Origin of the sequence: Hansschlegelia zhihuaiae, assembly GCF_004103825.1 — a bacterium.
Classification (GTDB): domain Bacteria; phylum Pseudomonadota; class Alphaproteobacteria; order Rhizobiales; family Methylopilaceae; genus Methylopila; species Methylopila zhihuaiae.
This window is the reverse complement of sequence record NZ_RYFI01000015.1, coordinates 88,229-101,533: the sequence shown is the minus strand read 5'-3', so window position 1 is coordinate 101,533 and position 13,305 is coordinate 88,229. Positions and strand designations below refer to the sequence as shown.

Here is a 13,305-nt window from a genome sequence, read left to right as displayed (position 1 = left end):
GAGCCGATGCCTGTGGCCAAGACGGCCGGCGACGCCGTCATCGGCGGGACCATCAATCAATCAGGCGCTTTGACGATCCGAGCGCAGAAGGTCGGCCGCGACACCATGCTCGCCCGCATCGTCCAGATGGTGTCTGAAGCGCAGCGCTCGCGCGCGCCGATACAGAAGCTGGCGGACCAGGTCTCCGGATGGTTCGTCCCGGCCGTGATCGCCATCGCGGCGCTCTCTTTCACCGCCTGGGCTGCGTTCGGCCCCGAGCCTCGCTTCGCTTATGCGCTCGTCGCAGCCGTCGCTGTGCTGATCATCGCATGTCCGTGCGCGCTCGGTCTCGCCACACCGATGTCGATCATGGTCGGCGTCGGCAAGGGCGCGTCGCTGGGCGTTCTAATCAAAAACGCCGAGGCGCTCGAACGCCTCGAAAAGGTCGACGCTTTGGTCGTCGACAAGACTGGCACCCTTACCGAAGGCCGTCCGGCAGTGACGGAAATCGCCCTGGCTGACGGCGTCTCGGAAACCGATCTGCTCTGCCTGGCGGCCGCAGTCGAGCGCGCCTCCGAACATCCGCTCGGCCGCGCCGTGGTTGAGGCGGCCGAAAAGAGGGGCCTGACGATCCCGCCTGTCGAGAATTTCGACGCGCCGAGCGGAAAGGGCGTTCAAGGTACGGTCGGTGACCGCAAAGTCCTGCTCGGAAAGGCTCAATATCTCGAAGACGCCGGCGTCAACCTTGGCGCGCTGGCGGACAAAGCCGAAGCGCTCCGTCGTTCCGGCGCAACCGCGATCTTCGTCGCCGTCGATGGTCGCGTCGCAGGCGTCGTCGCGATCGCCGACCCGATCAAGCCGAGTACGCTGTTCGCCGTCAAGGCGCTGAAGTCAGAAGGCATTCGGATCGTGATGCTGACCGGCGACAACCGGACGACGGCCGAGGCCGTGGCGCGGTCTCTCTCGATCGATGAGGTCGTGGCCGACGTCTTGCCCGACGAGAAGCACGCTGTCGTAGAACGGCTGAAGCGCGAGGGGCGCGTGGTCGCGATGGCCGGCGACGGCGTCAACGACGCGCCAGCGCTCGCGGCCGCCGACGTCGGGATTGCGATGGGAACCGGAACCGACGTGGCGATCGAGAGCGCAGGAGTGACGCTCGTGCGCGGCGATCTTATGGGGATCGTCAAGGCGCGCACGCTTTCCAAGGCCACGATGTCGAACATCCGGCAGAACCTGGCGCTCGCATTCGTCTACAACGCTGCAGGCGTGCCGATCGCCGCCGGCGTGCTCTATCCGATCTTCGGCCTCTTGCTGTCGCCGATCGTGGCTGCCGCAGCCATGGCGCTGTCGTCTGTGAGCGTCATCGGCAACGCCCTGAGGCTTCGCGCGACAAGAATCTGATGAGCAGAGCGTTTCAATGATCGACGCAGTTGTGTCTATACGCAATTTGCGCATATAATATGCGTGTCGAGATCACGATAGACGACGATGGAACGGAAGATTCCGTCGTCACTGCTCACATTGAGACGCCATTCGGCGAACTCTCCGTGATGGCCGATGTCGAGATCTCGGACCGAAGCATTCGCCTGGAAGGCCTCCATATCGGCGGCGTCGGCGCCAATTCATTTGGGCACGCCAGCCTGCGCGATCTGGTCCGGTCTATCATGGAGCAGCTCGATGTCGATGAAATCATCGTTGAAGGAGCGGTTCGGACCACGGGTGCAAATCCGGGACGTCGACCGCGTTCCCTCAGGTTCACCCGTGCGGTTCGTGCTGCGTCTTCGTCCTGGAACGAACAGTCCTAAGGCGGCGCTCGCCATGGCGCGGCGGCACCTTCCGTTGAGGGCCGCGCATGCGGCGCTCACTGAGCTCATGAGCAGCGGGCAGATCTGGATCGAGTTGCCGGTCGTCGAGGACATGCGGGCTGTGATCCGAGACCTGGCCGAGGTCGGCGTCGCAGCCAAGGTGTACGAGCCGACCGCGGTGAACGTGCGAAAGCTTCGCACGGAGCTCGGACTGTCGCAGGACGCGTTCGCGATCCAGTACGGGCTGGACGTGGCGACAGTGCGAAATTGGGAACAGGCCCGGTCTACGCCGGACCGAGCGGCGCGATCCTATCTTCAGACGATCGCCCGAAACCCGAAGGCTGTGCGCGCCTCGCTGGAGGTCGAGCCTGACGACGAGTTTTCCTACATCGGGAATTGATCGCCATCGGGGATAGGTCTGCGCGGCATCCGGCAGCAAACGCACCTCGTGATCCGTTCCAGGCTCCAGACTTCTGAGGCATCCTCAGGGCATGGAAACGACGATCTCGGACGGCTGCGACCACACCATTTCCGGACTGCTGAGAAAGCGTGCGGAGCTTTTCAACGAGGCCGAGCGAATCCGCGATCGGATGGCCGAAATCTGGAATGACATCGATGCTCTGGATCGGACGCTAGGGTCGTTCGGCTACATGGGCGACCTGGACGCCGTCATGCCGCGTCAGAAGCGACAGGTCATGTTTGGAACAGGCGAGCTCACAAGGGCTTTGATGCGCACGATCGCTGACGCTGGCGGGCCGATGACGTCTCGAGAGCTTGCCCAGACCGTGATCTCGCTGCGCGGCGACGACGCTCGCGATCGGAGGCTTCTGTCGGAGGCCACTCCGCCGGGCGTCAAAGGCCTTGCGGAAGCAAAGGGACGCTGGCCGCGAGCGCTCGGCTCCGGATGAGAACGGCAACCTGCTATGGTCGAACGCTGAGATCAGGTCAGACTTGGCTAGGTCTATGGTCCCGGCTTGTCTGATGAATTCTCTTCAAAATCGAAATCGTCTTCAATAGCGGGATCTAGAGGCCGGTTCCGGCCGTGCTCTATCGACGAGATGAATATTTCGTCGGCTGCAACATCGTAATTAATCAAATAATCGCCAGTGATGAGGCATTGAGAGCCCTTCGCCTGCAACGCGTGTCCTCGTGACCGATGTTCGGAAACTGCGCCAAATTACGGCGAGCGGCATTCATTCTCTCTTGGAACTCAGCTGCGGCCTGCGAGCTGTTCTTTTTGAGATATGCAGCTTCCTTCCGCAGATAGGTGCGCGCCATTTCCGATATGCGAACCTTCATCACGCGGCCTTGCCGCTGACGATGTCGGTGATCTCGCTGAGGACGTCATCGAAGTCGTGGACGTCGCCTTGGGCGATTTGCTCGCGTCCTTGCTTCACCGCAAGAATGCTGCCGCCTTCGTTGGCCAGGTAGATGCGAAGTGCTCGGACCATCACCCAGCTGCGCGAGCGGTCGGTGACCTCTGCGATCGACTCGATCTGAGCCAATACGTCGACTGGGATCCGCAGCGTGATGGGATCGGACAGCTCGGGTTTAGCCATTGTCATCGCTCCTTGCGTATAATGTAATACATAGTATTACAAAACGGCGATTGTCAATCTTCAGGTGCCGGCGCTTAGGACGGTCTGGGCGGAATTCTCGATTTTGATCTCTGCAAGTAGCCCTTCCAGATCGCTGACGGCTTGTGGCCGATCTCGGCCAGCGCCATCAGCAGAAATGAGGGGCGCAATGCACCGTGCGTTTGCTACCAGATGCCGGGTCTGCGCCTTCGACAGGTCGAGCGACTGCGATTACAAAAAGTGGATTCTAGGCGGCGCCGTCGCCTTTGTTTGAAGCAGGCGTCACCGGCTCGATCTGCCTTCGCCCTTGGTCCTCCAGGCCATATTCGGTCTCCTCACCGCCGAGAGCGCGCACGCCTGCGCCAAGGTTTTTTCGCAAGTGAGCGGCTGAGTCGGCGTCAAATGTCCTCATGCTTGCGAGGATCGCTTCTTTCCAGGCGGGCCCGCGGTCCCAGGCCTCCATGTAGGCCTCCGCTAGATCTTCCTTTTGGCGGAGCTCGATCATCGCGGTCATCAGCGTCATCGCCTGCAGGCGGTCCTTGGCGCTCTTCGCCGTGCCGTCTCGATCGACGCGGCGCCGTGAACCCACAATGAGCTTGTGGATCGCGAAGCGTTCCGGCGCCGGAACCAGGATCGGCACGCCTGCGCCATGCAGGAGCACCGCACGCTCGGGCTGGTAGATCAGAAAGTCGAGGAAACGAAGCGGTTGCGCAGAGGCTCCGCCAAGCGCCGGCATGGGGGCCGGCCCGCCGGAATTGTCGTCGGATCCGCGGTTCGGCGTCAGGAATTCAACCTTGTATCCAGATCTGGCGACGAACTGGGTCGTCATCCGCCCATCGTTCATATGGGGGATCTCGCGAAAGGTCGGATCGACGGCTTTCAGAACGTCGACGACGGGCGGAAGCTGGTCTCCCACCGCCGCCGAGATCGAATGAAACTGAGCGAAGTCGGCGTCGGACGTCAGCATGGCCGTGTTGTCGAGCCGAGCGCCGAGCATGGCTGAATAGGCCTGGAACGCAACGGTCCCGACAAGAACGCCTCTCAGCCTGAAGAAGCCGGCGTCAGCCAACGCCTGAACGATGTCGCCCGCCATCTTGTCGGGGCGCGGCAGATAGGCTTCTCGCGTCAGGGTCGACACGATTTTTCTTCGCTCACGGACGTCCGCCTTCAGATCCCTGAAGGCTTCGACGCGCTTGCTGATCTCCTCGTCGTCGGCTGGTCCGACATAACTGCGGTCCTGCCGGCCTGATCCGTCTGCCGCAGGGCGATCGAAGTACCAGTATTTCCGGTCTTTGACCGTTACGGGCACGAAACGTCCGTCCGCCGGGAAGTCGCTCGCAAAACGCGCGTCGAGGCTGCGTTGGGCGAGCTCGGAATAGAGTGTCCGATAAACGTGGCCGATGGTTTTCACTGGAAGATCGTTATACTAGTTTCGCGAAAATAATATAACTCGATTTTTGGTGCGGATCAAGATCGTTATACTAATTTTGCGATTTTAGTATATGGCCTGAAATCTCCTTATTTTGCAATGGCTTCATCGGCCGTGGGAAATGCCTCATTGGTCCGGCCCAAGGCCCAATACGCCAACAATCCAACCCACTCATGGGCGGCGAGATCAGACAGCTCAAGGCCCTCCGAAATCGACCGGGTCGGCCGAGATAGGTCCGCAGAACCCTGCGTCCGGTAGTCGACGGGATAGGGGATCACAGCGAACCCGGCGGCCCTAAACGACGCCACCGCTCGAGGCATCTGGGAGGCTGAAGTGACCAGCAGCCAGCGCTCTCCAGAGACCGGCTTGAGCGCCTCGGCGCTTCTGGCGCCGTTCTCAAGAGTCGTGCGCGACAGCTCTTCCGAAAAGATCCGGTCGGGTGGAACCCCGATCGCGACAAGAAGCTCACGCGCAATCCGGGACTCGGTCAGCGGTTGCGACTGAAGCAGATGATTGGCGCCGCCTGACAGAAAAATCTTCGCCTGAGGATGAAGGCGCGCGAGCGCCGCGGTGGCGGTCAGACGCTCGGCCCCTTCATTCAAGGCGGCGGCCCGACGATCGGCTGAAATATGCGTGTCGACTGCGCCGCCGAGCATGATCACGCCCGTGATCGGCTCCTCGATCCGCGGCTGCGGGAATCTGTTTTCGAGCACGAGTACGCCCGCAGCGCCGACCGGCGCCCAACCGAACGCAAGAAGCAAAGTCGCTGAGACAGCAAGCGCACCGACGCCGAGCCGGCGACGCCTCAAAACCAACATCACAAGCCCAAAAAGAGCGAACACGCCGACGATGTTCGACGGCAACAACAAAGACTCCACGAGCTTCGAAATCACAAAAAACATGATCGCCTCTTCATGGGCCTCAGGCGGCGTCGCAGCCGCGCTGTGTCGACGCGGGACGCTTGTCGGTACAAGAGGCTTGTACGTCGGCCCTGGTACCCGAAGTTGGGCCTTAGCCCATAAAGACGTCCTTTAGCGCAAGTGCGCGACGCCTCCGCTGAATCTCATAAAGGCCCTGGGTTCACCGTCGCCGAAAGCAATCACGTCGTAGGATTCAGGATCGCGACCCTCAACCTCCATGCCGGGCGAGCCGATCGGCATCCCGGGCACCGCGAGACCCCGCACCTTCGGACGCTCAGCGAACAGCCTCGCGATCGCAGTCGCAGGCACATGACCCTCGAGCACGTAGCCGTCGATCTCGGCCGTGTGGCAGGACCTCAGGCCCGGCGGCACGCCGAGCTTCGCCTTGATGGCGTTGATGGCCGCGACCTCGATGACCCGCGCCTCGTAGCCCGCGGCACGGACGTGCGCGACCCAGGCCTCGCAGCAGCCGCAGGTCGGATCCTTGTGGACGGTCATAATCGGCGCCGCGCGGACTGAGCCAGAGACGACGAAGGACGCGCCAACCACGAGTACGCCCAACGTTCTTCGGTCAATGGCTCGCATCAGAGGTCCCTCCAGTGGTTGCAGTTCCGGCGACGTGGTCCGGCGACAGCGTCTCGATAATGCGACAGTCGCGGACCACGCCGCTTCCACATTGGTGGATCATGGTCTCCAGTTCGCCTTTTAGCGCAGTGAGGTCGGCGATCTTCCGCTCGACCTCCGCGAGGTGTCCTCGCGCTATTTGGTCGACCGCCTCGCACGAACGGTCCTTCTGGTCCGCGAGACCGAGCAAGGCCCGCACCTGCTCAAGCGAGAAGCCGAGATCGCGAGAGCGACGGATGAAGCTGAGGCGGTTCAGGTGGGATCCGTCGTAAGCGCGGTAGTTGCCCGAGGTGCGGCGCGGGGCCGCCAGCAGACCGATGCGCTCGTAGTAGCGGATGGTCTCGACCTTGGTGTGGGTGGCCCGACCCAGTTCGCCGATCGCGAGGATGTCCGACATCGCTTGACCCTGTAGCTGCTACAGGGTCCATATCGGGCGTCACATCAGGTTTGTCGAGGTGACGACATGGCGGCCGCCAGCACGTTGAAGCTCCGAATCGAGGGCATGGACTGCGGATCCTGCGCCTCGAAGATCGAGACCGCGATGCGTCGCCTGCCGGGGGTCGCCGAGGTCGATGTCCGCGTCGCCGCTTCCACGATGTCGATCACCGTCGACGAGGACCGCACCAGCCGCGAGACAATTCGCACCAAGATCGACAGCCTTGGCTTCAAGGCGTCCGACTCGGCCTCTCCTGGCGAGACCTCCAGCGAAAATGACGGCCACGACGGCGCCTGGCACGCCTCCTCAAAGGGGAGGCTCGTGCTCGCGGCCGGGGCGCTGCTCGCCGCTGCCTGGGGCCTGTCGTTCGCCGAGCCCGGCTGGGCGGAATGGCCTTACGTGGCGGCCGCCGCCCTCGGCCTCGTTCCCATCGTCCGCCGCGCTGTCATGGGCGCGATCAACGGCACCCCTTTCAGTATCGAGACGCTCATGTCCGTCGCTGCCATCGGCGCCATCGCGATCGGCGAGGCGCCGGAGGCCGCCGTCGTGGTGTTCCTGTTCGCCGTCGGCGAGCTGCTCGAGGGAGTGGCGGCGAGCCGCGCGCGGGCCGGCGTCCGGGCGCTCGTCGACCTGATCCCGCGCTCCGCCCGGCGCATCCGCGGCGGCGCGATCGAGACGGTACCGGCCTCCGACCTCGAGGTCGGCGACCTCGTGCTGGTCCGGCCCGGTGACCGCATCCCGTCGGACGGCACGGTTGCGAGCGGGACCTCCGAGGTGAACGAGGCGCCCATCACGGGCGAGTCCCGGGCAGTCCTCAAGGAGGCTGGATCCGACGTCTATGCGGGCAGCGTCAACGCCAACGGCGAGCTACACGTGACGATCACCAAAGCGGCCGCCGACAACACGATCGCCCGCATCGTCCACATGGTCGAGGAGGCGCAAGGATCGAAGGCTCCGACGGCGCGCTTCATCGAGCGCTTCAGTCGCTGGTACACTCCCTCCGCCATGGCGTTCGCGCTCGCCGTCATCGTGGTTCCGCCATTGTTGGTGGACGGCGATTGGCAGACCTGGATCTACCGCGGCCTTGCCGTTCTGCTGATCGCGTGCCCTTGCGCTCTGGTGATCTCGACGCCTGCGGCGGTCGCGTCGGGTCTTGCTTCCGGCGCGCGGCGCGGGCTGCTGATCAAGGGAGGGGTGGCGCTCGAGGCCCTTGGGCGCGTCAAGACGGTCGCGTTCGACAAGACGGGCACGCTGACCGAGGGAAGGCCGAAGGTGGTCGACGTCGTGGCGCTGGATGGCGCGATGGAGACGGTCCTCGCCAAGGCCGCGGCGGTTGAGCGCAGCTCCAGCCACCCGCTCGGGGTTGCGATAGTCGAGGAGGCCGAGGCGCGGGCGATCGAGATCCCCCGCGCCTTCGGTGGCGGGACCGCGGTCCCGGGCAAGGCGGTGACTGCCCGGCTGTCGTCCGGCTTCGTCTCGGTAGGCTCGCCTCGGCACGCCTCCGAGCAAGGGCTCCTGACCCCCGAGGCGACCGAACGCGTCGCAGCTCTCGAGACCGAGGGTGCGACCGTGGTGGTCGTCAGCGACGGCAAGCGGGCGCTCGGCCTGATCGCGCTGAAGGACCGCCCCCGCGAGGACGCCAGGGAAGGCTTGGCGCGGCTGCGCGACCTTGGCCTGCACACCGTCATGCTCACCGGCGACAACGCCCGTGCAGCGGCCGCCATCGCTGCGGACCTCGGCGTGGCCCACAGCTCCGAACTCCTTCCGGACGCTAAGCTCAAGGCCATCGCCTCCCTGAGGGTCGGCGGTCCGCTCGCGATGGTGGGCGACGGCGTGAACGACGCCCCGGCGCTCGCCGCAGCCTCGGTCGGCGTGGCGATGGGCGGCGGCACGGACGTCGCGCTCGAGACCGCGGACGCGGCGCTGCTCAAGGATCGAGTCGGCGGCGTTGCGGAGCTCGTCGTCCTTTCGCGCGCCACATTGTCGAACATCTGGGTGAACGTGGCGCTGTCGCTCGGGCTGAAGGGCGCGTTCCTGGTCGCGACCCTGATCGGCGCCACCCCGCTCTGGATGGCGATCCTCGCCGACACCGGGGCGACGGTGCTGGTCACCGCGAACGCGCTCCGTCTGCTGCGCTTCGATCCCTCGGCGCCGGCTCGATGAGGGTGAACGCCGAAAAGACCTTCATGGGTTCGCTCGACCTGCACGAGGCCGAGGAAATTCAGATCCAAAAGCTGCGGCGGCTCATCGCCGACTGGACGACAGGGGCGCTGCAATGAAGCGGAGTGGATTGATCGCGGGCTTGGTGGTTGCGGCCGCGCTAAATCATGCCGCGGCGGCCGCCGACGAACTCGCCGTCAAGAAGACCTCCGGTTGCGGGTGCTGCATAGGCTGGATCCGCCACATGGAGGAGAACGGCTTCACGGTGAAGGCCGAAGATGTGCCGATGGGCGCCTTGATGCAGGACAAGCTCGCGGCGGGACTGCGGGTCGGTCAGACCTCGTGCCACACGGGCAGGATCGGGGGCTATATTGTCGAGGGACACGTGCCCGCCCGGGAGGTGCGCCGCCTTCTCGCCGAGCGTCCGGATGCGCTTGGACTGGCGGTCCCGGACATGCCGATAGGTTCGCCCGGCATGCCGGGGAAGGCCGAGGCATATGAGGTCCTGCTGCTAAAGCGAGGTGGCGACGCCGAGGTGTTCGCGAGCTATCCGGCGAGCCGCATCGATGGGGATTGACGGGCGTCGGAAAGCGCACGCGTTCGAACGTCGGCATGCAAAGATCGTCGGATCTGTTTTCGCCGCGGCCGCCTCGGACCTGCTACTGAAGGGCGTGGCGAAGGCCGGGATCGGCGATGGGTCGACGCCGTTCCTGCCATTCCTCAGTCTTCACCTGCAGGAGAACACCGGGATCAGCTTCAGCCTGTTTCCGGCGGAAGCGAATGGCGCCCTCCTGCTGCTGATCCTCGTCCAGTTCGCCGGAACGCTGTTCGTCGGCTGGCTTCTCGTAAGGGCGACCACCACGCCCGAGCGCCTCGGTTTCTCGCTGATCGTCGGAGGGGCGATCGGAAATCTGGTCGACCGCATCGCGAACGGTGCGGTGACCGATTTCCTTCACCTTCACCCCTTTGACGTCAGCCTCTTCACGTTTAATTTCGCCGACGTCCTCATCACCCTCGGCGTGTGCCTGGTCTTGTTCGACGCGGTCGCCGGACGAAGCCCAGCCGCCGACGGCGACGTCTAATCCAATCCTTGAGGCAGATGGGTCATGCGCCCAGCCTCCGTAGCGAGCCCATACCCCTTCACCAATCCATAGACCGCGGGAATCACCACCAGCGTCAGCACGGTCGACGAGACCATGCCGCCGATCATCGGGACAGCGATGCGCTGCATGACCTCGGAGCCGGCCCCGGTGCTCCAGAGGATTGGCAGCAGCCCGGCCATGATGGCGACGACCGTCATCAGCTTGGGACGCACACGCTCGACCGCTCCGACCATGATCGCCTCGGTCAGGTCGTTGCGCGTGAGCGCCTTGCCCTCGGCGGCGCGACGCGCCTTCAGCTCCGCGAGCGCGTGGTCGAGGTAGATCAGCATGATCACGCCGGTCTCGGCCGCGACGCCCGCGAGCGCGATGAAGCCGACCGCGACCGCGACCGACAGGTTAAAGCCGAGCCACCACATCAGCCAGAGCCCGCCCACCAGCGCGAAGGGGAGCGACAGCATGACGATCAGCGTTTCGGTCAGGCGGCGGAAGTTGAGGTAGAGCAGCAGGAAGATGAGGCCGAGCGTCAGCGGCACGACGATCTTCAGCCGCGCCTCGGCGCGCTCGAGATATTCGAACTGCCCGCTCCACTCGACCGACGATCCGGTCGGCAGCGTGACCTTCTCCGCCACGGCCTTCCGCGCGTCGTCGACATAGCCGCCGAGGTCGCGGCCGACGATGTCGACGAAGATGTAGATCGCGAGCCGGCCGTTCTCGGTGCGGATCGAGGTCGGTCCGCGGGTGCGCTTGATGCTCGCGACCTCAGCGAGCGGCACCGTGCCGCCTGAGGCCATCGGCACGAGCACCTCGCGGCCGATCGACTGCGGGTCGCTTCGCAGATCCCTGGGGTAGCGGATGTTGACGGCGTAGCGCTCGCGGCCCTCCACGGTGGTGGTCACGGTCTCGCCGCCGAGCGCGGTCGCGATCACGTCCTGCACGTCGCTCACCATCAGCCCATAGCGGGCGAGCGCCGAGCGGTCAGGCGTGATGTCGAGATAGTAACCGCCGATGACGCGCTCGGCGTAGGCGCTCGACGTCCCCGGCACGGTCTTGACCGCCTGCTCGACCTCGCGCGCGAGCTTTTCCATCGCGACGAGATCCGATCCGAACACCTTGATCCCGACCGGCGTGCGGATGCCGGTCGCGAGCATGTCGATGCGGGCGCGGATCGGCATCGTCCACGCGTTGGAGACGCCGGGGAACTGCAGCGCCTTGTCCATCTCGGCCTTGAGGCTCTCGGTCGTGACGCCCGGCCGCCATTCGGCCTTGGGCTTCAGGTTGATGATGGTCTCGGTCATTTCGCTGGGCGCCGGGTCGGTCGCGGTCGCAGCGCGGCCGGCCTTGCCGTAGACGGATGAGACCTCCGGGAACGACTTGATGATCCGGTCCTGCGTCTGCAGCAGTTCCGTGGAGCGCGAGACCGAGATGCCGGGCAGCGTGGTCGGCATGTACATCAGCGTGCCCTCGTCGAGCGGGGGCATGAACTCCGAGCCGAGCTGCATCGCAGGCCACCACGATGCGCCGAGCGCGGCCACGGCGAGCAGGATCGTCAGCGTCTTGGCCCGGAGCACGCCGCGGATGACCGGCCGGTAGAGCCAGATCAGCGCTCGGTTCAAGGGGTTCTTGTGTTCAGGCACGATGCGGCCGCGGACAAAAATCACCATCAGCGCGGGGACGAGCGTGACCGACAGCAGCGCTGCGGCCGCCATCGCGAAGGTCTTGGTGAAGGCGAGCGGCCCGAACAGCCGTCCCTCCTGGCTCTCCAGCGTGAAGATCGGCAGGAACGAGACCGTGATGATCAGGAGGCTGAAGAACAGCGACGGCCCAACCTCCTGGGCCGCCTCGATCAGCGTCTCCACCCGCGGCTTGCCCGGAGACGCGCGCTCGAGATGCTTGTGGGCGTTCTCGATCATGACGATCGCGGCGTCGATCATCGCTCCGACCGCGATCGCGATGCCGCCGAGGCTCATGATATTGGCCCCGATGCCGAGCGCCTTCATGGCTCCGAACGCCATCAGGATGCCGACCGGCAGCATCAGGATCGCGACCAAGGCGCTGCGGACGTGAGCCAAGAACACGATCGTCACCAGCGCGACGACGATGCTTTCCTCGACGAGCGTCGACTTCAGCGTCTCGATCGCGGCCTCGATAAGCTGCGAGCGGTCGTAGACCGGCACGATCTCGGTGCCGGCCGGCAGGCTTGGCATGAGGGCCGCGATCTTCGCCTTGACGTTGTCGATGACGTCGAGGGCGTTGGCGCCGAAGCGCTGCAGCACGATGCCGCTCGCGACCTCGCCCTCGCCGTTGAGTTCGGCGATCCCGCGCCGCTCGTCGGGCCCGAGTTCGACACGGGCGACGTCCTTCACGAGGACCGGCGCGCCGCCGTCGACCTTCAGGACCGCGTTCTCGATGTCGGAGACGCTCTTCAGGTAGCCGCGGCCCCGGACCATGAACTCGAACTCGCTGAGCTCGAGCGTCCGGCCGCCCGTGTCCATGTTGCTGCCGCGGACGACGTCGCGGACTTTTGACAATGGGACGCCGAGCGCCCGCAGGCGCTGCGGGTCGACCACCACGTTGTACTGCTTGGCGAACCCGCCGACGCTCGCGACCTCGGCGACGCCCTCGGCGGCCGACGCCCCGAAGCGCACCTGCCAGTCCTGGGTCGAGCGGGTCTCGGCGAGCGTCTGGTTCTTCGCCATGACGGCGTATTGGTAGACCCAGCCGACGCCGGTCGCGTCCGGCCCGAGCGTCGGCGTGACGTTCGATGGGAGGCGCGGGGCGGCGGCGCTCAGGAACTCCAGCACCCGGGAGCGCGCCCAGTAGGGGTCCGTGCCGTCCTGGAAGATGACGTAGACGAAGGACACGCCGAAGAACGAGAAGCCCCGCACGACCCTCGATTTCGGCACGGTCAGCATGGCGGTCGTGAGCGGATAGGTGACCTGGTCCTCGACCACCTGCGGCCCCTGTCCGGGGACTTCGGTGTAGACGATGACCTGGACGTCGGAGAGGTCCGGGATGGCGTCGAGCGGCAGGGTCTTCAGCGCGTACAGACCTCCGGCGACGGCGAAGGCGGTCGCGACCAGCACCAGCACGAGGTTGCGTGCCGACCACGCGATGAGCCGGGCGATCACTTCGGGTTCTCCGGCGCGGTCAGGCCCGAAAGCGCGGCCTTGAGGTTGCTCTCGGCGTCGATGAGGAAGTTGGCGCCGACCACGACGGTTTCGCCCTCGGCAAGACCCTCCCTGATCTCGACGAAGCCCTCGCTCCTCAGACCG

Annotated in this window: 14 protein-coding genes and 1 pseudogene; 7 read left to right on the top strand and 8 right to left on the bottom strand. The window is 65.1% G+C overall.

Going from position 1 to position 13,305, the window contains the following annotated elements; genetic code table 11:
* The 4 genes from EK403_RS23320 to EK403_RS15610 form a co-directional block, all read left to right on the top strand.
* Positions 1-1,380: heavy metal translocating P-type ATPase (locus EK403_RS23320; protein WP_245479730.1), on the top strand; the 1,380-nt coding region annotated here is incomplete at its 5' end.
* 59 nt (positions 1,381-1,439) lie between these two features.
* Positions 1,440-1,784, top strand: coding sequence for a hypothetical protein (locus EK403_RS15620; protein ID WP_128778389.1), 345 nt, complete (start codon positions 1,440-1,442; stop codon positions 1,782-1,784).
* Between the two features lie 13 nt (positions 1,785-1,797).
* Entirely contained in the window at positions 1,798-2,184 is a 387-nt protein-coding gene (locus tag EK403_RS15615) for a helix-turn-helix domain-containing protein (RefSeq protein WP_128778388.1), read from the top strand.
* Positions 2,185-2,275: 91 nt separating this feature from the next.
* The gene (locus EK403_RS15610; protein ID WP_206659559.1) at positions 2,276-2,692 is read left to right on the top strand and encodes a hypothetical protein; all 417 of its coding nucleotides are present in this window, start codon (positions 2,276-2,278) and stop codon (positions 2,690-2,692) included.
* A 184-nt stretch (positions 2,693-2,876) separates the two neighbouring features.
* On the opposite strand, the gene EK403_RS15605 is transcribed toward EK403_RS15610, so the two are convergent.
* From EK403_RS15605 to EK403_RS15580, 6 genes are all read right to left on the bottom strand, one after another.
* Positions 2,877-3,083: a type II toxin-antitoxin system RelE/ParE family toxin gene (locus EK403_RS15605; protein ID WP_128778387.1), complete on the bottom strand. Its 207-nt coding sequence runs from the start codon at positions 3,081-3,083 to the stop codon at positions 2,877-2,879.
* Positions 3,083-3,343: a CopG family ribbon-helix-helix protein gene (locus tag EK403_RS15600; RefSeq protein ID WP_128778386.1), complete on the bottom strand. Its 261-nt coding sequence runs from the start codon at positions 3,341-3,343 to the stop codon at positions 3,083-3,085. Before EK403_RS15600 ends, EK403_RS15605 begins: the two co-directional genes overlap by 1 nt.
* 265 nt (positions 3,344-3,608) lie before the next feature.
* Positions 3,609-4,772: a nucleotidyltransferase family protein gene (locus EK403_RS15595; protein WP_128778385.1), complete on the bottom strand. Its 1,164-nt coding sequence runs from the start codon at positions 4,770-4,772 to the stop codon at positions 3,609-3,611.
* 107 nt (positions 4,773-4,879) lie between these two features.
* The gene (locus EK403_RS15590) at positions 4,880-5,692 is read right to left on the bottom strand and encodes a YdcF family protein (RefSeq protein WP_128778384.1); all 813 of its coding nucleotides are present in this window, start codon (positions 5,690-5,692) and stop codon (positions 4,880-4,882) included.
* 129 nt (positions 5,693-5,821) lie between these two features.
* Positions 5,822-6,208: a DUF411 domain-containing protein gene (locus EK403_RS15585; RefSeq protein WP_342633786.1), complete on the bottom strand. Its 387-nt coding sequence runs from the start codon at positions 6,206-6,208 to the stop codon at positions 5,822-5,824.
* A 73-nt stretch (positions 6,209-6,281) separates the two neighbouring features.
* On the bottom strand, positions 6,282-6,731 hold the full coding sequence (locus EK403_RS15580; RefSeq protein ID WP_128778382.1) for a MerR family transcriptional regulator: 450 nt from the start codon (positions 6,729-6,731) through the stop codon (positions 6,282-6,284).
* Between the two features lie 66 nt (positions 6,732-6,797).
* Here EK403_RS15580 and EK403_RS15575 point away from each other — a divergent pair, with 66 nt between their 5' ends.
* The 3 genes from EK403_RS15575 to lspA all read left to right on the top strand — a co-directional run bounded on the left by EK403_RS15575 (position 6,798) and on the right by lspA (position 10,012).
* On the top strand, positions 6,798-8,933 hold the full coding sequence (locus tag EK403_RS15575; RefSeq protein ID WP_128778381.1) for a heavy metal translocating P-type ATPase: 2,136 nt from the start codon (positions 6,798-6,800) through the stop codon (positions 8,931-8,933).
* Positions 8,934-9,060: 127 nt separating this feature from the next.
* Entirely contained in the window at positions 9,061-9,507 is a 447-nt protein-coding gene (locus tag EK403_RS15570; RefSeq protein WP_245479729.1) for a DUF411 domain-containing protein, read from the top strand.
* Positions 9,452-10,012, top strand: coding sequence for a signal peptidase II (lspA, locus tag EK403_RS15565; RefSeq protein ID WP_245479728.1), 561 nt, complete (start codon positions 9,452-9,454; stop codon positions 10,010-10,012). Before EK403_RS15570 ends, lspA begins: the two co-directional genes overlap by 56 nt.
* Here lspA and EK403_RS15560 read toward each other — a convergent pair.
* Together EK403_RS15560 and EK403_RS23315 are read right to left on the bottom strand one after the other, a co-directional pair.
* Positions 10,009-13,161 carry an efflux RND transporter permease subunit gene (locus tag EK403_RS15560; protein WP_128778379.1) on the bottom strand — a complete coding sequence of 1,051 codons (3,153 nt, stop codon included), beginning with the start codon at positions 13,159-13,161 and terminating at the stop codon, positions 10,009-10,011. The genes lspA and EK403_RS15560 overlap by 4 nt on opposite strands.
* Positions 13,158-13,305: pseudogene (locus tag EK403_RS23315) on the bottom strand (efflux RND transporter periplasmic adaptor subunit); the annotation flags it as partial. The gene EK403_RS15560 and the pseudogene EK403_RS23315, both read right to left, overlap by 4 nt.

What these genes read in the sequence shown, in the direction of transcription:
- EK403_RS15620 (WP_128778389.1), top strand. Translation starts at nt 1,440, where the DNA reads ATGCGTGTCGAGATCACGATAGACGACGATGGAACGGAAGATTCCGTC.
- EK403_RS15615 (WP_128778388.1), top strand. Translation starts at nt 1,798, where the DNA reads ATGGCGCGGCGGCACCTTCCGTTGAGGGCCGCGCATGCGGCGCTCACT.
- EK403_RS15610 (WP_206659559.1), top strand. Translation starts at nt 2,276, where the DNA reads ATGGAAACGACGATCTCGGACGGCTGCGACCACACCATTTCCGGACTG.
- EK403_RS15605 (WP_128778387.1), bottom strand. Translation starts at nt 3,083, where the DNA reads ATGAAGGTTCGCATATCGGAAATGGCGCGCACCTATCTGCGGAAGGAA.
- EK403_RS15600 (WP_128778386.1), bottom strand. Translation starts at nt 3,343, where the DNA reads ATGGCTAAACCCGAGCTGTCCGATCCCATCACGCTGCGGATCCCAGTC.
- EK403_RS15590 (WP_128778384.1), bottom strand. Translation starts at nt 5,692, where the DNA reads ATGTTTTTTGTGATTTCGAAGCTCGTGGAGTCTTTGTTGTTGCCGTCG.
- EK403_RS15585 (WP_342633786.1), bottom strand. Translation starts at nt 6,208, where the DNA reads ATGACCGTCCACAAGGATCCGACCTGCGGCTGCTGCGAGGCCTGGGTC.
- EK403_RS15580 (WP_128778382.1), bottom strand. Translation starts at nt 6,731, where the DNA reads ATGTCGGACATCCTCGCGATCGGCGAACTGGGTCGGGCCACCCACACC.
- EK403_RS15575 (WP_128778381.1), top strand. Translation starts at nt 6,798, where the DNA reads ATGGCGGCCGCCAGCACGTTGAAGCTCCGAATCGAGGGCATGGACTGC.